The sequence below is a fragment of the Roseiconus nitratireducens genome, assembly GCF_008629675.1.
GTDB classification, from domain to species: Bacteria; Planctomycetota; Planctomycetia; order Pirellulales; family Pirellulaceae; genus Stieleria; species Stieleria nitratireducens.
This window is the reverse complement of record NZ_VWOX01000006.1, coordinates 313,103-334,217: the sequence shown is the minus strand read 5'-3', so window position 1 is coordinate 334,217 and position 21,115 is coordinate 313,103. Positions and strand designations below refer to the sequence as shown.

The 21,115-nt window shown below is 60.9% G+C and carries 15 protein-coding genes; 5 read left to right on the top strand and 10 right to left on the bottom strand.

The window, feature by feature from the left end; translation table 11 throughout:
- Positions 1–71: 71 nt before the first annotated feature.
- On the top strand, positions 72–2,414 hold the full coding sequence (locus tag FYK55_RS13015; RefSeq protein ID WP_150076854.1) for a GMC family oxidoreductase N-terminal domain-containing protein: 2,343 nt from the start codon (positions 72–74) through the stop codon (positions 2,412–2,414).
- Between the two features lie 19 nt (positions 2,415–2,433).
- On the opposite strand, the gene FYK55_RS13010 is transcribed toward FYK55_RS13015, so the two are convergent.
- From FYK55_RS13010 to FYK55_RS13000, 3 genes are all read right to left on the bottom strand, one after another.
- Complete coding sequence (locus FYK55_RS13010; protein ID WP_150076853.1) at positions 2,434–3,393, bottom strand: DUF1559 domain-containing protein; 960 nt, start codon at positions 3,391–3,393, stop codon at positions 2,434–2,436.
- Between the two features lie 235 nt (positions 3,394–3,628).
- Positions 3,629–4,105 (bottom strand): hypothetical protein, encoded by a 477-nt coding sequence (locus tag FYK55_RS13005; protein WP_150076852.1) that lies wholly within the window; start codon positions 4,103–4,105, stop codon positions 3,629–3,631.
- 410 nt (positions 4,106–4,515) lie between these two features.
- Positions 4,516–5,052 carry an REP-associated tyrosine transposase gene (locus FYK55_RS13000; RefSeq protein WP_150076851.1) on the bottom strand — a complete coding sequence of 179 codons (537 nt, stop codon included), beginning with the start codon at positions 5,050–5,052 and terminating at the stop codon, positions 4,516–4,518.
- 438 nt (positions 5,053–5,490) lie between these two features.
- Here FYK55_RS13000 and FYK55_RS12995 point away from each other — a divergent pair, with 438 nt between their 5' ends.
- The 3 genes from FYK55_RS12995 (at position 5,491) to FYK55_RS12985 (ending at position 8,762) form a co-directional block, all read left to right on the top strand.
- Positions 5,491–6,390 (top strand): DMT family transporter, encoded by a 900-nt coding sequence (locus FYK55_RS12995; protein ID WP_161604482.1) that lies wholly within the window; start codon positions 5,491–5,493, stop codon positions 6,388–6,390.
- 134 nt (positions 6,391–6,524) lie between these two features.
- On the top strand, positions 6,525–7,568 hold the full coding sequence (locus tag FYK55_RS12990; RefSeq protein ID WP_150076849.1) for a galactitol-1-phosphate 5-dehydrogenase: 1,044 nt from the start codon (positions 6,525–6,527) through the stop codon (positions 7,566–7,568).
- Positions 7,569–7,640: 72 nt separating this feature from the next.
- Entirely contained in the window at positions 7,641–8,762 is a 1,122-nt protein-coding gene (locus FYK55_RS12985) for an aldose epimerase family protein (protein ID WP_150076848.1), read from the top strand.
- A 288-nt stretch (positions 8,763–9,050) separates the two neighbouring features.
- Here the strand turns inward: FYK55_RS12985 and FYK55_RS12980 are convergent, their stop codons facing one another.
- Together FYK55_RS12980 and FYK55_RS12975 are read right to left on the bottom strand one after the other, a co-directional pair.
- Positions 9,051–9,323, bottom strand: a complete 273-nt coding sequence (locus FYK55_RS12980) for a membrane or secreted protein (RefSeq protein WP_150076847.1) — start codon at positions 9,321–9,323, stop codon at positions 9,051–9,053.
- Between the two features lie 136 nt (positions 9,324–9,459).
- Positions 9,460–11,205, bottom strand: coding sequence for a serine/threonine-protein kinase (locus FYK55_RS12975; RefSeq protein WP_150076846.1), 1,746 nt, complete (start codon positions 11,203–11,205; stop codon positions 9,460–9,462).
- 183 nt (positions 11,206–11,388) lie between these two features.
- On the opposite strand from FYK55_RS12975, the gene FYK55_RS12970 reads away from it, so the two are divergent.
- A complete protein-coding gene (locus FYK55_RS12970; RefSeq protein ID WP_150076845.1) occupies positions 11,389–12,510 on the top strand; it encodes a FliG C-terminal domain-containing protein in 1,122 nt (373 codons plus the stop codon).
- A 383-nt stretch (positions 12,511–12,893) separates the two neighbouring features.
- On the opposite strand, the gene FYK55_RS12965 is transcribed toward FYK55_RS12970, so the two are convergent.
- The 5 genes from FYK55_RS12965 to FYK55_RS12945 all read right to left on the bottom strand — a co-directional run bounded on the left by FYK55_RS12965 (position 12,894) and on the right by FYK55_RS12945 (position 20,912).
- Positions 12,894–14,810 (bottom strand): c-type cytochrome, encoded by a 1,917-nt coding sequence (locus FYK55_RS12965; protein ID WP_150076844.1) that lies wholly within the window; start codon positions 14,808–14,810, stop codon positions 12,894–12,896.
- A 165-nt stretch (positions 14,811–14,975) separates the two neighbouring features.
- Positions 14,976–17,729 (bottom strand): PVC-type heme-binding CxxCH protein, encoded by a 2,754-nt coding sequence (locus FYK55_RS12960; protein ID WP_150076843.1) that lies wholly within the window; start codon positions 17,727–17,729, stop codon positions 14,976–14,978.
- A gap of 284 nt (positions 17,730–18,013) precedes the next feature.
- Complete coding sequence (locus FYK55_RS12955; protein ID WP_150076842.1) at positions 18,014–18,457, bottom strand: hypothetical protein; 444 nt, start codon at positions 18,455–18,457, stop codon at positions 18,014–18,016.
- Complete coding sequence (locus FYK55_RS12950) at positions 18,454–19,842, bottom strand: TIGR01777 family oxidoreductase (RefSeq protein ID WP_150076841.1); 1,389 nt, start codon at positions 19,840–19,842, stop codon at positions 18,454–18,456. The genes FYK55_RS12955 and FYK55_RS12950 overlap by 4 nt, the downstream gene beginning before the upstream one ends.
- A 98-nt stretch (positions 19,843–19,940) precedes the next feature.
- Positions 19,941–20,912, bottom strand: coding sequence for a sigma-70 family RNA polymerase sigma factor (locus FYK55_RS12945; RefSeq protein WP_150076943.1), 972 nt, complete (start codon positions 20,910–20,912; stop codon positions 19,941–19,943).
- Positions 20,913–21,115 lie beyond the last annotated feature (203 nt).

Genomic DNA, 21,115 nt, shown 5'->3' with positions numbered 1-21,115 from the left:
GACGATTAGCTCCCCTGACGGAGTCTTTTCACATCAATTGAGTTTCGCGATCTGGACCAGGGAAGGGCCTGATGGACGAATTGTCATCCCTGGACATCCTGGGACGTCGGGATTTTGCAAAGTACGCGGTGTCGGCGGGCTTGTTGCCGCTGGGGCTGTTCCCGGCGCTTTCGCAACCGGAATGCCCGTTGCGAGATGTCCGCGAAAAACGGTTCGACAGTCTGGTTGCGATCCTGCGAGCCCAAATCGACTCGCTCTGGTGCGGACATCAAGGCGACAACGCCTGCCAAGTCGCCGTCGAACTGCTGCGCTACGCCAGCCATCTCCCCTACCGGATGCGATATGGCGTTCGCGTCGCGCTGATCTGGTTGGATTTCTACAGCATCAAGCACACCGCGCGTCGCTTGAAACATCACTCGCCGGGCGACATCCGACGGCTGCTCAATCAGGGGGAAACGCGGCGGACCAAAGGCTCGCCGCCATTGATCCTGTGGGACGAAGACCACCTGCTGCACATGGCGGTCAGTGGACTGGCGATGTTGGGCCGCCTGATCATCCATTCACGGCCCGCCGCGCGGCGGTTGATCGGACTGGGATGGAGCGAGACGTGCGAGAACAGCGTCAACCTGGTCTCGATTGCTCCGCCACCCCTGGCGGACCTTTCGGAGCACTACGACGTGGTGGTCATCGGCAGCGGTGCCGGCGGCGCCACCGCGGCAACCCGGCTGACGGCCCAGGGGCGAAAGGTTTTGATCCTGGACGTTGGCGACTATGTCAGTCCCGACGCATTGATCCAACGCGTGCCTCAGCCCGACGGAAGCGTCAAACTGGCACCGCCGCGTAGCGACGAAGTTCTGTATCGACTGTACAAAGACGCGGGCGGACAGATCAGCGGCGGGCTGGGAAAGGTTCGGTCCAAGTTGGACTTGGTCTTTCCGCACCGCCGAAAAAAAATCCCGCCGCGGCAGACGATCAACGTTTGCCAGGCCCGGGTGTTCGGTGGCGGCCCCTATGTCAACAACGCCATTCACCTGCCGATCTCGCGGGAGATCTACGAGACCAAATGGGCGGAGCGGCAGCCTACCGGCGTCGCCTACGAACAGCTGTCCGACTTGATGCAAGCCATCAATCGGGAATTGGGGGTCAACACCGCCGTCACGGAAACTCAGATCAGCGATCGCAGCATGCGCTTTGCCGAAGGTTGCCGAGCGGTCGGTGAGGAAGCCGAGCCCTTGCCGGTGGCGATGCGACTGCAGTGTTCTGGGTGCGGTAGCGACAACTCCGTCGACAGCTTCGGAGACCACATCGGCGGCATCCATCCCTATTCACCGGGCGGGGCGAACAGCTTCCTGGTGCAGGCCATGCACAATCCGGAACCGGCGCGGGTCTCTTATCGCACCGAGGCGACGAAGTTGCAAATCCGCCGAGACGCGGAGGGGACGCCGCGGGTGACATCGCTGCACGTGCACCGCACGGAGTCGTGTGGCAGACGGACCTACGCCAAGGTCACGGCCGACGAATACGTCGTGGCGGCCGGAGTCGGCGCAACCACCAAACTGCTCGCGCAGGGTCTGGCGTCCGGCGGCCTGAGAAACTCTCACGTCGGAAAACGCTTTTCTGCCAACGTGGGCACCGCGGTGTACGCGATGTTTGACCAACCCATCTGGCCGTCGGGCTCGGACCGACCCGAACCGGGCGTCACGCAGTGCTTTCTGGTCGATCGGCGGTTGGTGCAGGGCGAAGACGGCGAATTGGTGGAAGAACCCGCCCTGGAGAACTGGTTCCATTTTCCGGGAACCGTCGCGTTGGCTTTGACCGGATGGTTCCAGCAGTTCGCCTGCACGATGCGAAAGTTCAACCACCTTTCCATGTCCGGCATCGTCGTTCCCACCCAGGTGCGATGTCAGAACTACGTCGATGCCTGTGGCGAATTCCACATCGAACTGGATTGCAGCGAGTTCGAATTGTTGCTGGCCGGTATCCGCCGCATCGGTCGCATCTATTTCGCCGCCGCCAAGCCCGGCGACGGCGTGACGCTGCATCTGCCGACCAAGGCCATGTTGCTGCGAGGCGGACGCCAAGCGATGATCCGCGACATGAACGACTTGGAGTGGGCGATTGGAGAGATCCGTCGCCGCGGTCCGGCCTTCGTCAACCTGCTGACGACGCACGGCCAGGGTGGCGCATCGTTGGGTGAAGTCGTCGACCAGGAGACGTTCCAAGTCAAAACGGATTGCGGGCAGCGTGTGTCCAACTTGACCGTCGCCGACGCCTCGGTGTTCCCCGCCGGCTGTGAAATCAATCCGCAGCTGACACTCAAGGCCATGGCGACCCTGGCCGCCGAACAGGTGATCCGCCGCACCGAACCGTCGTCATCCGAATCGGCCGCCGAAACCGTCCGGCCGGCAGCCTGAATCAGGCGCGCGTCGCGGTTCAGTACTGATCGGCCTGGATGACTTCCTTGTTGGCCCGCGTGGTGAGCGCGTGGTAGACCGGCAGGTCCACGAACTTGTTGATGAACCGGACGGAGCCGTCGGACAGCACGAAGTGGGCTCCGTCGGCGTGGTAGCTGCTGAAATCTTCGAAGTGCCCGATCGGGTCGTTCGGCACGTGATCGGCAGCACCAATCACCCGGGCGGCTGGCTGATTGGCGTCATGAATGACGCCGTGCCAGATGGATCCGCCCAACTTGCTGCTGCGTTCACCGACCATCAGCGTCTGGCTCAGACCGTCCAGGATGTCGCGGAAGCGATGTCGGCTGTTGCCGTAGAACAATCCGTCGCCCTTGTACAGGTCGTCATGGATGTCTTGTGTTCCGTACACACCGACGTAGTTGCTTTTCGCAATCTGGAACAACCAGTGGTCGACCAGGTCCACGTTGCCGCTGGCATGGTGATCATCGTGGTCGTCATCTTCGTGGTCCTCGTCCTCGTGATCATGGTCGTGATCATCGCCGTGGTCTTCGCCTTCGCCGATGAAAAACGTCGGCTCCAGAATATCGGAAGGACAGATGAAGGCCGCCAGGGAGGAAATCCGGACCGACTCATGTTCGGGATGTTCGATCGGCAGCGAAAAATTGATCTGTCCGTAGGCGGCGGAACCTTCCAGTTGCGGCAAGATCGCTGCGGCCCAGCCCCAGCCCGGTTCATGATGGTCGACGTCCGACGCAATCCAACCGCTTGGCAACTGTTTGAAACTGCTGTGGTAGTTGTGAAGGGCGACGCCGATCTGGTGAAGGTTGTTCTGGCAGGACATCCGGCGGGCCGCTTCGCGGGCCGACTGCACGGCCGGCAACAACAGACCGACCAGAATGCCGATGATCGCAATGACCACCAACAATTCGATGAGGGTAAAGGCGGATCGCGACGAAGTTTTTCGGAAATGATTTCTCATGGATAGAACTTTTTAGAGGGCGGTTGCCCCTTGCCCGTCCCTCCTGCATTCGCAGCGGTCCCGCAGGGCGGGCCGGAGCGCGGACGAAGGGTTGGCAAGCAGGACTGTCCCGGCGAAAGCAACGACAACAGCCGTGCTGGCGGGACCGTCGGGCGGTGGGAAATAGCAGCATGAAAACGAAACGGCGGCAAAGCGATCGCGAGATACGATCGTCTGCCTTCAGGCGTCGAGTCGTTCAGACTGCCGGAGGCCCTCGCAGCAGGTTCGCCGACGTGACAAACTCAAAAGCGACGACATCATGGTCGGGGCGAACGCTCTGGGTCGGCGCGGCGATGGCGACCACGATCGGTCGGGGCAACCCGACCAGTCCGTGGCGCGAAGTGAACAGATGGTGGCAGATGGCGCAGTCGTCACCGTGGTGCCCGTCGGCGGGAGCGGGATTGCCGTCGGGATGGTGGGACTGGCAAGCGGTCTCGGCAGCGGCGGGATGCTGCCAATGCTTTCGCAGCGGAGATTCGTGGCAATCGCAGTGCTCAGCCGAGTGCCCGGTTGAAGACTGGACGTGATGTGGGGATGCCGACCCCAGATCACACGCCGTGGGGTGTGAACACCCGTGGTGCCGGTGCTGCGCAACGTGCACCCATCCGGCCGCATTGCCGAGCAGCAACGTGGCGGCGGCGAAAATCGCAAGGATGTTCTGCCGTGGCTTCATGGGATGGGTTCGGGTTGGATGCCCCCAGAATACTCCGTCGAGGCGGTTATGCGATATTTGTACGCCCCGAGTCAAGCACTGGTGCGGCAACTTCACGGAATGTTCGCGGATTCGGCGTGTCCCCATCCGGGAACGCACTGCGGGCGGGCTCTGCCAGCTTTGTCGGCGCGGTGGTCCAGGCGGGAGTCTGGGGGGCAGTGGGTTCCGAGTCAGGACTCGTTCCCGGGCTCCCGCCCGGGAACGCACTGAATGCTGGCTCTGCCGCTCTGTCGGCGTGGTGGTCCAAGCGGAGGCTGGGGGAGCAGTGGGTTCCAAGGCGGTATCTCGTTCCCGGGCTCCCGCCCGGGAACGCGGTGAATGCTGGCTCTGCCAGCTTTCCGGGCGTACGAGTCTCGTGCGATCGCGACGGCTCAATGCCAATCGATCTCGACGTCGAGCAGGCTTTCCAGCCCCGCGTACGCTCGAGCGCTTGAATAGCGCCAATGCAGCGGATCGTCAACGAAACCACGTCGAAGTGGATTGTTGTGGATGTACTCGACCTTCTGTGACAGCACTTGTACCGACTCCATCACCTTGGGGTGGAATCCCTCCTGCCAAAGCTGATGTCGTTGAGCGTTTCGGTGCCGCAGCTTGACAAAATGAAGCTCTTGCAGCAGTGTGCGATAGCCCTTCCGCTCCATCTGTTGAATGATCCTGGTGGCGGTGAATGATTTGAATTCCGCGGCACGTTGGCGAAGTTTAGGGCCAACGGCAATCCAGTGAACATGGTTTTCCAGGATGACCCAGGCAAGCAACCTGATGCCACGTTCAGTTTGAAGAAATCGCCAACTGCTGAGCAGCGTATTGGCAAAGTCCGGGCTGGAAAAAACCGGCAGCCAGGCTACGACGGTGCACGTCAAGAAATGCGGTTGGAAATCTTCACCGAAGCGGTAGCGTGTACGTGTCATTTCAATGCCCCAAAGAATGACGATGCGGACGGACTGCTCGGATTGTATGCCGGTCGGATCGCCACAGCTTTTTTTCTGTTGAATTGTTCTACGAACTTTCTGGTTTCCAGCCCCGGCGGCTTTCTCGGCGCGGAGGGCCAGGCGGAGCCTGGAGAGCAGTGGGTTCCAAGGCGGGAGCCTTGGAACCAGGGCGGGATCTCGTTCCCGGGCTCCCGCCCGGGAACGCGGTGAATGCTGGCTCTGCCAGCTCTCGGCGTGGTGGTCCAGGCGGAGTCTGGGGGGCAGTGGGTTCCAAGGCGGGAGCCTTGGAACCAGGCGGGATCGGGAACGCGGTGGATGCTGGCTCTGCCAGCTCACTTAGCCGCTGTCAGGGCCGCTGCCGGAAGCGGTGCGTGCGCGGTATGTTCTTCCGCCCAACCCACCGACAGCGACCGATTTGTGCTTGAAGATTCCTACCACTTGTTGTTCCCGCTGCTGGCCAGCGTGCTGTTCGCCAGCGGGTTGTTGTTTTTAAAGCGTGCGACGGTGGCCGGAACGAACCCCTGGACGGTGACGCTGGTGGCCAACCTGTGGGCGGCCACCCTGTTTTCGTCGTTTTGGTTTCTGGAAAGCGATCCCATCCCTTGGGCGCTGGCCTGGCAACCCGCGTTGGTGGCGCTGTTCTACGTCAGCGGCCAGATCGGGACCTTTTTCGCGATCAACCATGGCGACGTCTCGATCGCGGCGCCGCTGTTCGGGATCAAGGTGTTGTTGGTCGCCATCATGGCGACCTTGATCGGCGGACAGAATCTGGCCGCCGCCATCTGGCTGGCCGCCGTTTTGGCGACCGTGGGCATTGCCCTGGTGCAGTGGACCGGCGGCGGGCATCGCAAACGGATCTGGTACACGATTTTGAGCGCCTTGGCGGCCAGCTGTTCCTTTTCGGTGTTCGATGTGCTGGTCCAGAAATTCTGCTCCTCGCCGGGAGCCGCCTGGTCGACCGGGCGGTTTTTGCCCCTGATGTTCTGGAGCGTGGCGGTTTATTCCAGCGTGTTTTTGGTCGGATTCCAGAAAGAAAAACTGGCCGACCCGCGGGTGCGGCGGCCGTTGTTGCTGGGCGGGATGTTGATCGCGATGCAGGCGATGTGCATCGTGTTCACGCTGTCGGCATTCGGCGACGCGCCGCGAGTCAACGTGGTCTATTCGATGCGCGGCATCTGGGGCGTCTTGCTCGCCTGGGGGACCGCGGTGATCTGGGGCGGGAGCGAAGCCGATTTGACAATCCGCGTGATGATCTTGCGGCTGGCGGGTGCGCTGCTGATCACGGTCTCGGTCGTGATCGCGATTTTGTTTGGGTAATGGTCGCAGGAGGCTCGCGACCAATCTCATTGCGTTGGGCGGGATATTTTCTACCCTGTTAGCTCCCACGGGCCCCGCCATGCGCGCACATTTGTCACGCCCCGACTCCCCGTTCCTCCTCCCGAGATCCCGCGATGAAAGCCCTGTTGCTGTCTGAATACAAGAAACTTGAAGTTGCCGACGTGGAGAACCCGACCATCGGACCGAAGGACTTGCTGGTTCAGGTCCGGGCCTGTGGCATCTGCGGCAGCGACATTCACGGCTACGACGGCAGCAGCGGGCGGCGGATCCCGCCGTTGGTGATGGGGCACGAAGCGGCCGGTGTCGTGACCGAAGTCGGCTCGGAAGTCAGTGACTTTTCGGTCGGGGACCACGTCACGTTTGATTCGACGGTTTCCTGTGGAGAGTGTTTTCATTGTCGCCGGGGAGAGATCAACCTGTGTGACAACCGGATGGTCCTGGGAGTTTCGTGCGGCGAATACCGACGCCACGGAGCCTTTGCCGAACTGGTCTCGGTGCCACAGCACATATGCTACCGGTTGCCCGAGGAGATGCCGTTCGAGCACGCGGCGCTGATCGAAGCCGTGTCGGTCGCGGTGCACGCCGCCAATCGCACGCCGGTTTCGTTGGGCGACACCGCCGTCGTCGTCGGCAGCGGAATGATCGGGTTGTTGGCGATCCAGGCGATTCGATTGGCCGGATGCGCCCAAGTGATCGCAATCGATTTGGATCAGGGGCGGCTCGATGCGGCACTCGACCTGGGGGCGGACGTCGGGCTGAAGGCGGACGAGGTGGACGTGGCCGCGGAAGTCAAAAAGCTGACCGGCGGACGCGGCGCCGACGTCGCACTGGAAGTTGTTGGCGCGACGGCCACGATCGAAACCGCCATCAATAGCGTCCGCAAAGGCGGTTCGGTCACGTTGGTCGGCAACCTGGCGCCCCGTGTCGAGATGCCATTGCAGGCGATCGTCACGCGAGAATTGAACGTTTTTGGGACGTGTGCCTCTAGCGGTGAGTACCCTGCGTGCATCGAACTGATGCGTTCGGGAGCCATCCGCGTGCAACCGCTGATCACGGCCACTGCCACGCTGGAAGAAGGTCCCGAGTGGTTTTCCCGTCTGTACGCCGGCGAGAAGGGCGCGATGAAAGTGATCCTTCAGCCGAGCGTGTCTGCCTGATCGGCTTGAACGCCGTCGCCGCGTTTCCGTTTCTCCTGTTCCCCACCTCTCTCGTTCACTCAGGATCTCACCATGTTTGTCCGACGTTGTTCGGCGACCGCTCCGGCCGCCTTGCTTGCGTTGCTGTTGTTCGCTTCGGTCCCCTGCCGGGCCGTGGACGTCACTCCATCGGAAGAAATCAAGTTTTTCACGCTCCAGAATGATTCGGGCATGAAGGTCCGGATCACCAATTTCGGCGCGATCATCACTTCGATCGTCGTTCCGGATCGAGACGGCAAGCTGGCCGACGTGGCCCTGGGGTACAACGACATTTCCAGCTACACCAACGCCGTCGACAAGCCCTACTTCGGTGCGGTCGTTGGACGTTATGGCAATCGTATCGCCGAGGGTAAGTTTACGTTGGATGGTGAAACCTACACGCTGGCCACCAACAACGGTCCGAATCATTTGCACGGCGGCATCATCGGCTTTGACAAAGTGATTTGGGACGCGCAAGCCAACCAGAACGATCACTCGGTCACGTTGACCTACCACGCCAAAGACGGTGAAGAGGGCTATCCGGGGAACCTGACCTGCACCGTCACCTACCGACTGACTGACGAGAATGCGATCGAGATTGAGTACTCGGCGACAACCGACAAAGCGACGCCGGTGAACGTCACGCAACACACCTACTTCAATCTCAAGGGTGAAGGCGAAGGCGATATCCTGGACCACGAACTGATGCTCAACGCGCAGCGTTACACCCCGGTCGATGAGACACTGATCCCGACCGGGAAAAAGACGGCCGTTCAAGGAACGCCGTTTGATTTCACCACCGCCAAGCCCATCGGTCGCGACATCGGTGCGGACCACGAACAGCTAGAGTTCGGCGGCGGCTATGACCACAACTGGATCCTTGACAAAGGCGGGCAGACGGGCGAGCTGACCTTGGCGGCACGTGTCTACGAGCCGACCAGCGGCCGCGTGCTGGAGGTGATGACCACCGAGCCGGGGATTCAGTTTTACTGTGGCAACTTTTTGGACGGTCGTTTGACCGGCAAGTCGGGAAAGAAGTACGTGTACCGAGGCGGTTTCTGTCTGGAGACGCAGCATTATCCAGACAGCCCCAATCAGCCCAGCTTTCCGTCGGCAATTCTGAAGCCGGGCGAAGAACTGCACAGCAAGACGGTGTTCAAGTTTTCCACGAAGTGAGTGGGGCCGGCGCAAAGTGGATTGACTTGCGCCACCCGACGATCGCGCGTAGCCACGCTCGCCAGAGCGTGGAAGAGCCGCGTTGAGGCGGTGGAGGAAACAGACATTGCCACCGTCTGGCGACGGTAGCTACGTCGAATTTGTGATTCGCGAGCCAACCGCTTCAAGGCGTTGAGACCCGACGATCCATTGAAGTAGCCACGCTCGCCAGAGCGTGGAAGAGCCGCGTTGAGGCGGTGGAAGAAGCAGACATAGTCACCGCCTGGCGACGGTAGCTACGTCTGTCCGTCAGGGGGCCAGCCAGGGGGCGACTTGCGTCTTCATCTGATTGCGGACCGGCAACGGCAGCGGATTTTGGTAATCCGGCGGCCGCATCGTGTGGTCATCGGGGCCCAAATCCGCTTGCGGGAACGGGTCGTGAACGACGGCGTTGGCTTGTTGATAGTTCATCGGGCCGGGCGGTGCGATGCAGCCGCTTTGGACCAGGGCCTGGCAACCACCCGATCCGGCCAGGATCGCCAGTCCCAGCGTGCCAACGACTGTCGATTGTTTGATTTTCATTCGGATCGTTCCGTGCCCGGCGGGGCCGTGTCGCACAGCGTCCGAGGCACGTGTCGGGGGCCGGGCGAGAGACTCACCAGGGGCAGAAAGTCCTGGCGAGGATCGATTCGGCACGGACGGATCGCAATTGCTGCTTCTAAATCGTCTCGGACTCTACCTGGTTCCGGGTGTCGGCCGGTAGAGCGATTTTTTTGGCCGATCTCTTGTAATGCTGGCTGATGGCAATGATCGAGAGCAAGTACGTGGTGCCGAACAGCAGCGGCGCGACGTTTTCCAGCCAAGCTGTCAGGGGCGCAAGCAGGAAAAACGCGATGCCCGCCAAGGCCGAACCGCCCCAGATGTGCCCCGACATGGCGATGAAAGCGAAACCGCTTAACGCCGACGCGAGCGGGAACAAAGCTTTTTGATTGACGTCGCCCAGGATCAGCAGAACGTTTACCACCGCCAGCGCACACAGGTACCCCAGCCAGATGGACCACACCGGGCGCTCGGCAATGCTGCGAGGGGACAGCGATCGGTCGCGGGCGTAGTAAATCGTGCCGATGATCACCGTCAACATCGTCAGCCGAGGCATCCAGTAGGCGACAATGTTGGGCAAATCCAACTGCAGCAGGACGAAAATCACCACGTGGGCGACAAAGATCACCAGACCCAGGAACAGCAAGGTTCCGTGCCACTCCTGAAACTGGTCTCGGTGTTGGTCTCGGCCGATTTCACGAGCGACCCTCTCGATCAGTCCGCTGCTCGCCGCACTGGTCGTCTCGCCCGATAAAAATCGATCCAGGTCGTCGGCCAACGCATCGGCGTTCGGGTACCGCCCGTTGACTTCGCGGCGCATCGCCTTCAGGCAAACATTTTCCAATTCTCTCGATACGCCGGAACGATAGCTCCGGGGCGGACAAGGTTCATCCTGCATGACGCTTCGCAGCACCTCCGCGAATCCGTTGCCGGTGTGCGGCGGCACGCCGGTCAGCAGGGCGTACAGGATCGCGCCCAGCGAGTAGACATCGGTTGCCATGCCGATCTCATCTCGGCCGGACGCCTGTTCGGGGCTCATGTAGTTGGGCGTGCCCAATACCTGGCCGGTCCGGGTCAGCATGGTTCCTTCACGATTCCATTTGGCAAGACCGAAGTCGGCGACCAGCGGCCGTCCTTCCCGGTTGACCAAGATGTTTGCCGGCTTCAAATCGCGGTGGATGATGCCGCAACGATGCGCGTACCCGACCGCGCGGGCAACATCGCGCACCATCGTCGCCGCGCCAGCATCGTCCAAGCAACGCTGGTCGACATAGGATTGAAGCGTCGGACCTTCGACCAACGCCATCGAGAAGTATTCGTGTCCGTTGCAGGTCCCGATTTCGTAAATGGAAATGATGCCGGGATGGTCCAGCCGTGCCGCCGCTTCCGCCTCGATTCGGAATCTGCGCCGTTCTTCATCGCTGGCCAGCACTCCGTTGCTAATCAGTTTGACCGCGACGGGGCGCTCCAAGCCCTTTTGTCGGGCCCGGTAAACGACCCCCATTCCGCCGCGAGCAATTTCGGATTCGATCTGGTAGGAGCCGATCTCGCTACCGCACAGGGACGTGGGAGGCGGTTCGGGGGTGTCTCCGATCCAGTGATGGTTGCGAAAGAAGCTCCGCAGTTCGTCCGCATACTCCGGGTGTTGCCGAAGGTATTGCGCGGGGTCCGGCGTTTGACCGTCTTCCAAACGCTGCAGGTAGTCCGCCAGGATCGCATCCAATGCGTCCTCGTCCTCCTGGCGGAAATCTTCCGCTGCCGCGCCCCGCGGATCGTTCGCCACATCGCCTGACGGGGGCTCGGGCGGACGCCGGCCGGGCCCGTTTTGCGGCGGAAGGAATTGGGTTTCGTCGGAAGCACTCATCAAATCAAGTATAGCCGTTGAACGGGCAATTCTGGCGGCCAATGCCGATCGTCCCCGATCAAGATTGGCCGCGACCAGCAAAAAAACAGTCGCCTGAGACCAGAATGTTCAAAGAAACCAGGTCGGACGCGACGATGGCAGTTCGGCGGCCGAACCGATCGATACGAGCGGATCGATGGCCGCGTGCTCAGCCGTGTTGGACAACTCGCCAATCATTTGCGTCGCTTCCCGACGACGCTGCCACGTCGCGAGCTTTGGATCATGCCGAACGTCAATCCGCAGCCGCCGGACGCCGGCTCGGTGTCAGGGTTTCCGGATTCAGCACGGGGCGTTGTTGAACCACGACTTTCTTGGCAACCATCCGCCCGCACCTCAGCCGCCCGGTCCCAGGTGTCGCGTCTCGCTCCCGGACAGCGGACGGATCAGGCGGAACTAGTCGCCGCGGTGGCGTTGGCGACCGTGCGGCCTGCCGCCGGCACCGCGATCCTGGCCCGATTACCGGAACCAGATCGCAAACGCGTGCAACTTCGAATGCTTTCCAAGGACTTTCCCTCGCAGCATTCCCGGCGGCGACACCACTGCGTCGCTCTGTTGGCCGGCGGTATTCGACTGGCGAAACGTCAACGGATTCCCGTCCGGTCGCGGTGGATCGGACCGCTGCGGGATCGGATCGAGCGGGATGCGGACAGCTTTGCGGAGGCCTTGCGGTCGGAATCCTCGGCGGTGGTCGGAATCCTTCTGAGCGAATTGCCCGAAGACGCGGCGCGTCGCCTTTTGCGTGCCATGCCACCTGGGCAGCAAACGGAATCCTTGCAGACACTCCGATCGATGCGTCGGGTCGATCGGCGGGTGGTCCATCAGACGCTTCAGGAATTGGCACGTAAGGTCGACGCGCGGGAAGATCAGGAAGACCCGTTGCAGGACGCCGGCTACGGCGTGGCGTGTCGGATTGTGGCCGGGTTGTCGCCGGACGATGAAGGCCGGTTGATGCGCATCATTGCGAAACAGGACCGCCAGTTGCTGGAGCGACTGGATGCATCCTTGATTCAGTTTGGTGACCTGTTGGGCCTTCCCGAATCCCTGCTGCGACAAGTCGTTGCATGCACCGACCGCGACGTCTGGGCGATCGCGCTGCAACGAACTTCGACCAGACTGCTGGAGAGAATTCGATCCGTGCTGGACGAGCAAGGGCGTGAGGCCCTTGCCGATGCGATGCGGTACCATCACGCATCGACGGATCAAGAACGCCGGTCGGCGCAACAGCAGGTCGTAGCAGTCGCCAGGAAGATTTCACCGCCGGGCTGAACGTCCCCATCGCGAGATAGTGACATCTTGGTGCCAGGAAAGTTGCTGTCAGGCCCTAGCGGTTCTTCCATTCTGGATTTGTGATGCCACTTCACCCTCCCGCTTGGAGGTCGTGCAGCTTTCCGAGCCAGGAAAAGACTTGCTTTTCTGAAATTCACCCTCCCTCCGGGAGGGTCAAAGGCGAGGCACGAGCCTTTGGGGAGGGTGTCCTATAGAACCCCCTGAAATACAATGCCCCCGGCCGTCCCCTCCCCGCGTCGTCGCAAGCTCCTCCGCGACCCTCCCGCTCGCGGGAGGGTGAACCAGAGAACGCCGGACAATGAACGCTAGATGGACCTCTGCGGAGTTGACCCGCAAATGCAGGGCAGTTGAACCACTAACGCTTACGGTTGCGACATCGATTGCAGGTACGCCAGCAATTCCAGGACCTCGTCCTTGGTGAATTGATCCATCAATCCTTTTGGCATCATCGAGGTCGTCGAACGAACCATTTCTTCGATGTCGTCTTGAGGCACCACAATCGGCTCTTTCGAGTCCGGATTGGTCACCAAGGTCACTTTGTCGTCGTCCTCGGCGATGACGATTCCCGAAAGCGTGTTGCCTTCCACGGTCAGGATCAATTGCATCGCGTATTTGGGATCGATCGTGTGCGATGGTTGCAGGATCTCCCGCAGGATGGCCGTGTCATCCCCTTTCCATTTCTTGTAAACCTCCGTCAATTCGGGGCCCACCGCGCCGCCGACCCCTTTGATCTTGTGGCATCCGACACACGAGGCTTCGTTGAAAATCTTCTCACCGATTCTGGGTGAGCGGCCTTGAGGGTCGGTCGGAAGCGCGTCGGCAAAATCATCAAGCTTCCAGGCTTGCGCAAAGCTGCGGTTGCTTCCGATGGGATTGGCGGGCACCGTGGGAGACCGGTTCCAAGCCTCCAAGTCTTCCACGACGACCATCACGCCGTACATGCGGTACCAGTGCTGGGGAAACGTGCACACGTAGGGGTATTCACCCGGCTGCTCGGGCGCGTCCAGGGTGATGCGTGTGGTGCTGTCCGGAGCGACCATTTCACTGGCGGCCAGAACGTTGGGCGAATCCGGAACGTAGGGCAGTCCGCCGGTGCCTTCGGGCCCCGCGGCAAGTCCGCCAAGGGCAACCGCTTTGAGCGCCCCCGGCTGCGTGACCACCAGGTTGTGGGGCATCAGGTCATGGTTCTCCAAGAGGATTTGCACCGGCCGACCGGCTTCGACGGCGAAGTAAGGCGTGTCGTAACGCATTTCTTCCTCAACCGTTTGGATCTTCACGACGCGGACCGTGATCTCGCGAAGCCGCTCGCGGTAGCCGCGGGCGGTATCGGCGGGCAGCTCCCGCATCAGACGATCGACCAACTGCATTGCGTCGATAAATTCCGGGCTGGTGCGATCGGCTGGCCGCGTTGCCTCGGCAAACTCCACCAATGCCAACGCCGCGTCACGACTCGGCTGGGTGCGATATACCGTTTGCGGCAACCGCAACAGTCCGCGGGCAGCCGTTATCCGCAGGCCGGTGGATTGCGTGTCGACATCCTTGCCAGCGATGACCAACGGAATCAACCGGTCAAACGTGTCCTGGACGGCGGACGGGATCTTCGACAAAGCCTCCATCGAGGCGGCTTTCAATTCAGCCGGCTCACCGGCTTCGAAGCAGGCAACCGCGAAATCACGCTGGGCCGTTTTCAGCTTGTCGTCGGGCAGCAATTCAATGGCGTGAAGCAGCGCAATGCGTTGGTCGGTCTGTTCGCCCGCGTTGCTCCGTGCCTGGTCGGATCGTCCGGCGGCTAGCAGCCCGGCGAATCCGATCGTGCTGAGCTTAGTGCCACGACTTTGGGACGCCGTAACCAGCGCGTCAGCGATCCCCGCCAGTTCGCTCGGCGGTCGATCCAGCAGCATCCGTGTCAACATCTCGATCGAACGCTTGGATTTCTCGTCTTCTGGTTTGGCCGCTTCGATTGCTGACAGAATCTCCGCCGCCGGTGAAGAACCCCTCAGTTTGACAAGTGCGTCGACCGCCTCTTCCCGATAATTGGGGCTCATCGCCGGCCGCTTCAGGATCGCTTCGTACACCGGAATGTATTTCGCGTCGTCGGTCGATCGTGGAACCAGCAGCAATCGTTCGTCGCTCAGCCGTTGAAGTTGGTAGGCGACGATCCTCGGGCTCTTGTCCAAAAAAACGGTCGGCGCCGTCACCGAATCATCCGCGGATGCGATCGTGCCCGCAAAGCAGTAAAGAAGTCCGAGTAAAGTACGGACCAGGTGGTCGTGTCGCATATCCGCTATCGTCAGAAAAAGAATCGTCGGTGGGATAAATGGTGGGGGAGAGAGCCGTCGTCTCGTCGCCTTTGGCTCCGCAAAAGTCGCGTTATTGAACGCCGCGTTCACGGAGTGAGAGACGAAGATCGAGTATCGACAGGCTGCTCGACGGAGTGCCGTCGCCTACTGTTCCAGCTCTCGCATGGTTTCGTCCAATGTGTACTGGAGGTACTCGTCCATGTCGTGCTCCAGCACGCCGAGGGCCATCTCGATGGCCGCATCGCCCTCCAAGAAGCTGATCGCACGAACCGCTTCCAGTCGGACGCGGGGATGCTCGTCGTGGACGGCTTGGCCGATACGTTCGGCGTGATCCGGGATGGCATGCATCATGTGCGACACCAGACGCACGCTGGCGGCTCGGGCCCGATGATCGTCGCACGACAGCATCGCATCAAGCAATTCGGACGGGACGCGATTGTGCGTTTGGTACATCCAAAGCGCCTCCATTTTGTGATGATTCCATTCGGGATCGGACGGATCCAGGTCTGCGACCCACTGGTCCAGCGCCGCGACAACCTGTTGCGTGTCCCGTTCGGCAAGTTCGCGTCGGACGCGGTACCGTGTTCGATCCTCGGGGGACTTCAGCAATTCCAACAGCGCCGGGATCTCCTGGCCGGCGATTGGGGGTGCTTTCAGCAGCGGCCGGTTCTTGTGGGTCAAACGCCAGATCCGTCCGTGGGAGTGGTCGCGGCTGGGGTCCCGAAGGTTGTGTTGCAGGTGACCGATCAGCGCGTTGTGCCAATCGACGATGTACAAGGACCCGTCGGGGGCAAATTCCAAATCCACGGGGCGAAAGTTTCCGTCGCGACACGACAGCAGCGTCTCCACCTCTTCGCCCACGAACCCGCTGCCGTCCTCGCTCTCGCGGATCTGGTGATTCAGGATCGCGCGTTCTCCGATCACGTTGGTGACCAGAAAGTTGCCCTGCATCTCTTCGGGAAAGTGTCGGCTGGAAACAATCGCACACCCGGCCAGGGGACGAATGCGTTTGGGATAAAACGTCGGATGTTTGTAGGTCGGGTCGCCGCCGCTGATTTCCGCCACACGCCGGTGCTGGCTTCCGCCGGGGTGCTTATTGGGATAGGTGACGTGACCGGTCAGGGGCGCGGCCCAGTACGCAAACCCCGGCGAGGCGTCACCGATAAAATCCTGGCCCCATCGGTCATAACAGTAGCCCCAGGGGTTGGAGAAGGCGAATGACGCGTGCACGTCCATGCGCTCGGTGCGCGGGTTGTATTTCCAGACCCCAGCTTCGGCCATCCTGCGGGGACCAAACGGTGATTCGATTGCCGAGAACTTGAAGGTGCCCTCTTCGAAATACAGGTTGCCACCAGGACCCCATTCAAAGGCGGCGATGCCGTGGTGGGAGTCGGCCGAATCGAACCCAATCAGCCGACGCTGAACCACGTCCGCTCGGTCGTCACCGTCGGTGTCCTTCATGTACCAAATGTCCGGTTGACGCGAGACGAATGCGCCGCCGTAGCCGAGTTCGAAACCGGTCGGCTGATGCAGGTTTTCTGCGAACACCTTGCAAACGTCCGCCGCGTGGTCGCCGTCCTGGTCCTCAAAGATCAACAGCTTGTCATTCATCGGCGTCTTGGGCTTCCAGTGCGGATACGACTTCATCGTCGCCACCCACAAACGGCCCTGGCTATCGAAGTTCAGTGCGACCGGATTGGACAGCTCTGGAAACTGTTCCTCGGAAGCCACCAATTGAATTTCAAAGCCATCGGCAAGGTCGAACAATTGCTGCTGCTCGGTGGCGGGCAGGTAGGACAGCGACCCCAGTTTGCCGGCCTTTGCGTTTTTGTCGCCCGGAATGCCCACGTTGGTTTTGGGCGTGATGAACGGCAGGGTGTTGGAATCATCGATCGATTCGGGAACGCTCCGGCCGGCGGCAACGGCCCACACCCGAGCGTCCCGGTTGGCCGTCATCTGGTCCAGGATCGCTCGTTCGCGTTCCATCACGTCCCGGTTGTTGTACGTCCCGTCATTTCCCGCCAAGCCGCGATCGCCGTAGATCGAAAACCCGTTGACCGCGCGATAGCGATGAAACCAATGAAAATTCTTGTCGGCAATTTCGGCTTGCAGCCCGGCGTTGGGTTTCGTGTCCAACCGGGATCCGAACAATTGCTCGTCCAAAATCGGAGCCAGCATGGCGTAGCCGTCCGAGTTCAAATGAAATCCGTTCAACGTCCAACGTTGTTCATCGGATTCGAACTGCTGTCGTGTGGGTTCGAACAGGTTTGCAAACACCGCATCCGTTTGCTCAGCCACCTCCGCCATGGCTTGGGTGTACAACGCCAAGTTTTGGTTCTGCTCCTTTCCGTCAGACAGATTCGGATCGTCGGACCCTTCAAAGGCGATCGGGGAAATCAGCACGACTTGGGGTTTCCCTTTGCCAAAATCCGAAGCTTGGGTGTCGCGAATCAGTTTTGATAAGTCGGACTTGAACGAATCGATCCCCTCTGGCCCCGCAAACGATTCGTTGTATCCAAAGAAATACATCACCACCGACGCTTGGCTGTGACGAAGGTGGCTGGCCGGGTCCCCGAAATTCTTCGACCGAATTCTCAGGTACGGTTCGTCGCCTGGAAAGCAAAGGTTCCTGACCACCAGCTGCAACTCGGGGAAACGCGTGTGCAACAGCGTTTCCCACTCGTTTTGGACCTGCATCCGTTCTCCCAGGGCGTTGCCGACCAGGCAAACATGGTCGCCCTGTTGGAGCTTCAACTCGGCTGCCGACAGCGAGCCGGGAATCGTGGCGGCCGCGACCAAGATGCAGGCTCCCAGCAGGAGGCCGTGGATTGGAGACCAAGCCGTCGCTTCGCGAGGCGCGCGGGCGGTGAGGTGGAAATGAGGCGAAATCGATTTCATCCGGATTCTGTCCATGGGAGGCGGGACGATTCGGCCGGTAGGACGGTCCGCGTGGCGAGACGACGTCGGCCGGCAATCGGGAAGACGGGGCGGGACAGTATGCACCGCCGGAAGCCGATAGTGTAGGGAAGATTCCGCGCCGGTATGTCGGACTGCCGAATTTGCAGGGGGGAGTGCGCCGCCCGGCTTTCGGACGGGGGCAATCGGTGACCAACTGCAGTAGGTCAGGCTGTGCCTGACGACTGCAGTAGGTCAGGCTGTGCCTGACGACCGATCTAGACTCTTCAATCCGTGATCAGCCGGGCTGCAAAGTAGGCCAACAAGATCCCTCGGCCGCTCCACAGCAACGTGCGAACCCAGTTGGAAGAAACCAGCCATTGATAATCGGCTCGGTTGAACCCCTGGGACAAACGGTTGTGGCAAGGGACCTGAATCAGGAAAGTGGAGATCCAAATGACCACGACGGCCAGCAGTCCCAACAAGGCCGCCCACCGCGGAAGACCTGCCGGAGCCGCAAAAACCAGCACGATCGCGGTGGCCAGTTCGAGAATCATTTGCGGTCCGGCGATCGGAGCCATTCGTCGTACATGTTCGGCCTCGTACCGGACGAAGGTGTTCTCACCGATTCGATCGAACAGGCTGTAGTGAACCATCTGGATGGTCCAAATCAGCCCGACCAGATACCACGTGCAAATCAGATGAACCAGGAAAACCAGATTCGCACTCACTCGGTCGACTCCAAGCGGTCTTTGCCCAAGCAGTATCGCAGGGCCGAATCAACTTCTGAAAACCGAAACGCGTAGCCAGTCCGCTGCAGTTTGTCCGGAACCGCTCGGGCACTGGCCAGCAATAGTTCGTCCGCCATCTCGCCCAGGGCTAATCGGAGCGCAAAGGCCGGAGCCGGAACCAGCGCCGGTCGTCCGATCACGGCGCCAAGTGTCTTGGCCAATTGACCAGCCAGGACCGGGTTGGGAGAGGTCACGTTGAATGGACCTCGCAACGGTTCCGTGCAGATCGCATGGTAGATCGCCCCCACGACATCGTCGGCGGCCACCCAACTCCACCATTGTTTGCCGTCTCCCAGAGCTCCGCCGCCGAACTTTGCCGGTGTCAACATCTTGTTGAGGGCACCGGAGCTGGGATCCAGTACGATGCCGAGACGAGCATTCGCAACCCGGATGCCGGCCTCCATCGCCGGCTGGCAAGCGTGTTCCCATTCCGCCGCGACGTCACTCAGAAAGCTCTCGCCCCGGTGCGAATCTTCGTGCAACACCTCGTCATCTCGGTCGCCGTAAATGCCCACCGCGGATGCGCAAACCAGGACGCGAGGTTTGGTTTCCAGGGCGGCCAGTGAGGCGGCGAGCTGGCCGGTTAATTCGACGCGACTGTCCCGAATCTGCCGCTTGACCTCGTCGGTCCAACGCTGGTCGGCGATCGGCTTTCCAGCCAAATGAACCACCGCATCGGCCTGCGAAAGCTTTTCGGCGTCGGCACGACTGGACCACGGAGCGAGCGCGTTCGGATCGTCCTGGGCCTTCGCCGCTGAACGTTCCAGCCGAATCACTTGATGTCCCAGCAGAGTGAGCAGGGCGCACAGCTTTTGACCGACCAACCCGCTGGATCCGGACACGGCGACCGTCAGTGACAAGGTCGGGTAGCGGCGAACCAGTTCCAAGTCGTCTCGCGTGATGCGATGGCGGTAGGCGAACATCCGCTCCAATTCGCAGCGGGCCTTTCCGCTTGCAAAAAACTGACCCACCGATCCTCCCGGGACCTCGTAGTCGATGCGGTCGGTCAGTCGGCAAGTGTCATCGCCGGCCGGATGAAACTCATGCCGGTGCAGCCAGGAATCGAAGGGCCCGCTGACTTGGCGGTCGGCAAACAGATTCGGAGGGTCGTAGTTGCAGTGTTCGGCAACCCAACGCACCGATGCGGGACCGAAATGGAGTTTCATCACGACCCGACTGCCCGAACGCAGTGATCCGTCCGACGACTCAATCGTCACCTGCTGCCAGGGCGGAATCAACCGCTGCAGTGCGCCCGGTCGTTCGTGGTAGGCGAATGCGACCGACTGCTTGACCGGAAGCAAAGTGGATGCGACGTAGCGATTCACGGATGATGGAGCAACCCAGCGTCAGACGGTGCCATTGATGTTAGAGCGATTGTTACCGCTGAGCCTTGTGCGGCAAGAATCGGATCCCGCAATCTCGCTCAAGGCGATTCGAGTTCGGCGAGCTGTGCGTTGCCCGCCATCCCACGCAGCTTATCCATGGCACGGCGTTCCAGTTGACGGACCCGTTCTTTGGAAACCCCAAGTCGGTTTGCGAGAGCCTGCAACGTGTGCACCTTGCGATGGGCGCCGAGCGAAAATCGGGCGCGAATGATGAACTTCTCGCGACGGTCCAGGTCATCGAGCATCACGCTCAGACGGCTTCGCAATTCATGCCACCGCTTCTCGCTGATCGCCGATTCCCGGCCTTCGTCTGTCAGATCGATTTCCATGTCCTGCAGCCCGCCAACCGTCTTCTGACGCTCCTGCTGCTTGACCACCACGGTGCGATAAGAGTTCCGTCGGATGACCTGCGTCGCGTACGTGCTGAAACGGAAGCCACGGTCGAAGTCGAATTTTTCAACCGCGCGGATCAGCGCCACGATGCCGTCGCTGAGTAAGTCGTCGAAATTGTTGTTCGGATTGACGAACTTCTTGACGATCGAGAACACCAATCGGAGGTTGGCTTCGACAATCCGGTCGCGGTGCCAGGCAGCTAGGGCAAGCAGGCGATCGATCAGTTCCAGCCGGACGCGCGACGGTCGTGCCGGATTCAGCAGGCTGCGGTGGATGGCAGCCTGCTGCAGCAGGTAATTCATCCGTTGAAACAACATCCGCTCCTGGTCGGGCTTCAAAAGAGGCGCCTCGCACAGTCGGCCCAAGTGGATCGGCATGTCGATCCCGCTGCGACGAATCGCTGCCACGCCCAGAGAAGCTTGGCGGGGTGCCAGTTCCAGGGATTCTTCAAAGATAGCCTTGCCCAGCTCGGGGTCGCGAAAGTCGTCGTTGGCGATAAACGCGATTTCTTCCCGCAACCGCCGTTTCGTTCGAGTCCGCAATTGAGCGGTCGTCAGCCCCTCGAGCGATTCGAGGAATTGATCCGCTTCCCGATTCGCCGGCTCCAGTTCGGCCATCTTCAGCCATGCCGGCGGACGGGCACGCAGCTTGCGACCGCGGGCCGACTGGGATCCCACAGCGGATCCGCCGCTGGTTGACGTCTGTGTTTCCGCTGAAGTGGCGTCTCGCGTTGCAGCACTCATCTGTCAATCCTGGCTGAGAGGGGGCGAGTTTCGTAAAACTCGTTCAAATCGTTCATAACGGTACCTGTGGTTTCGCG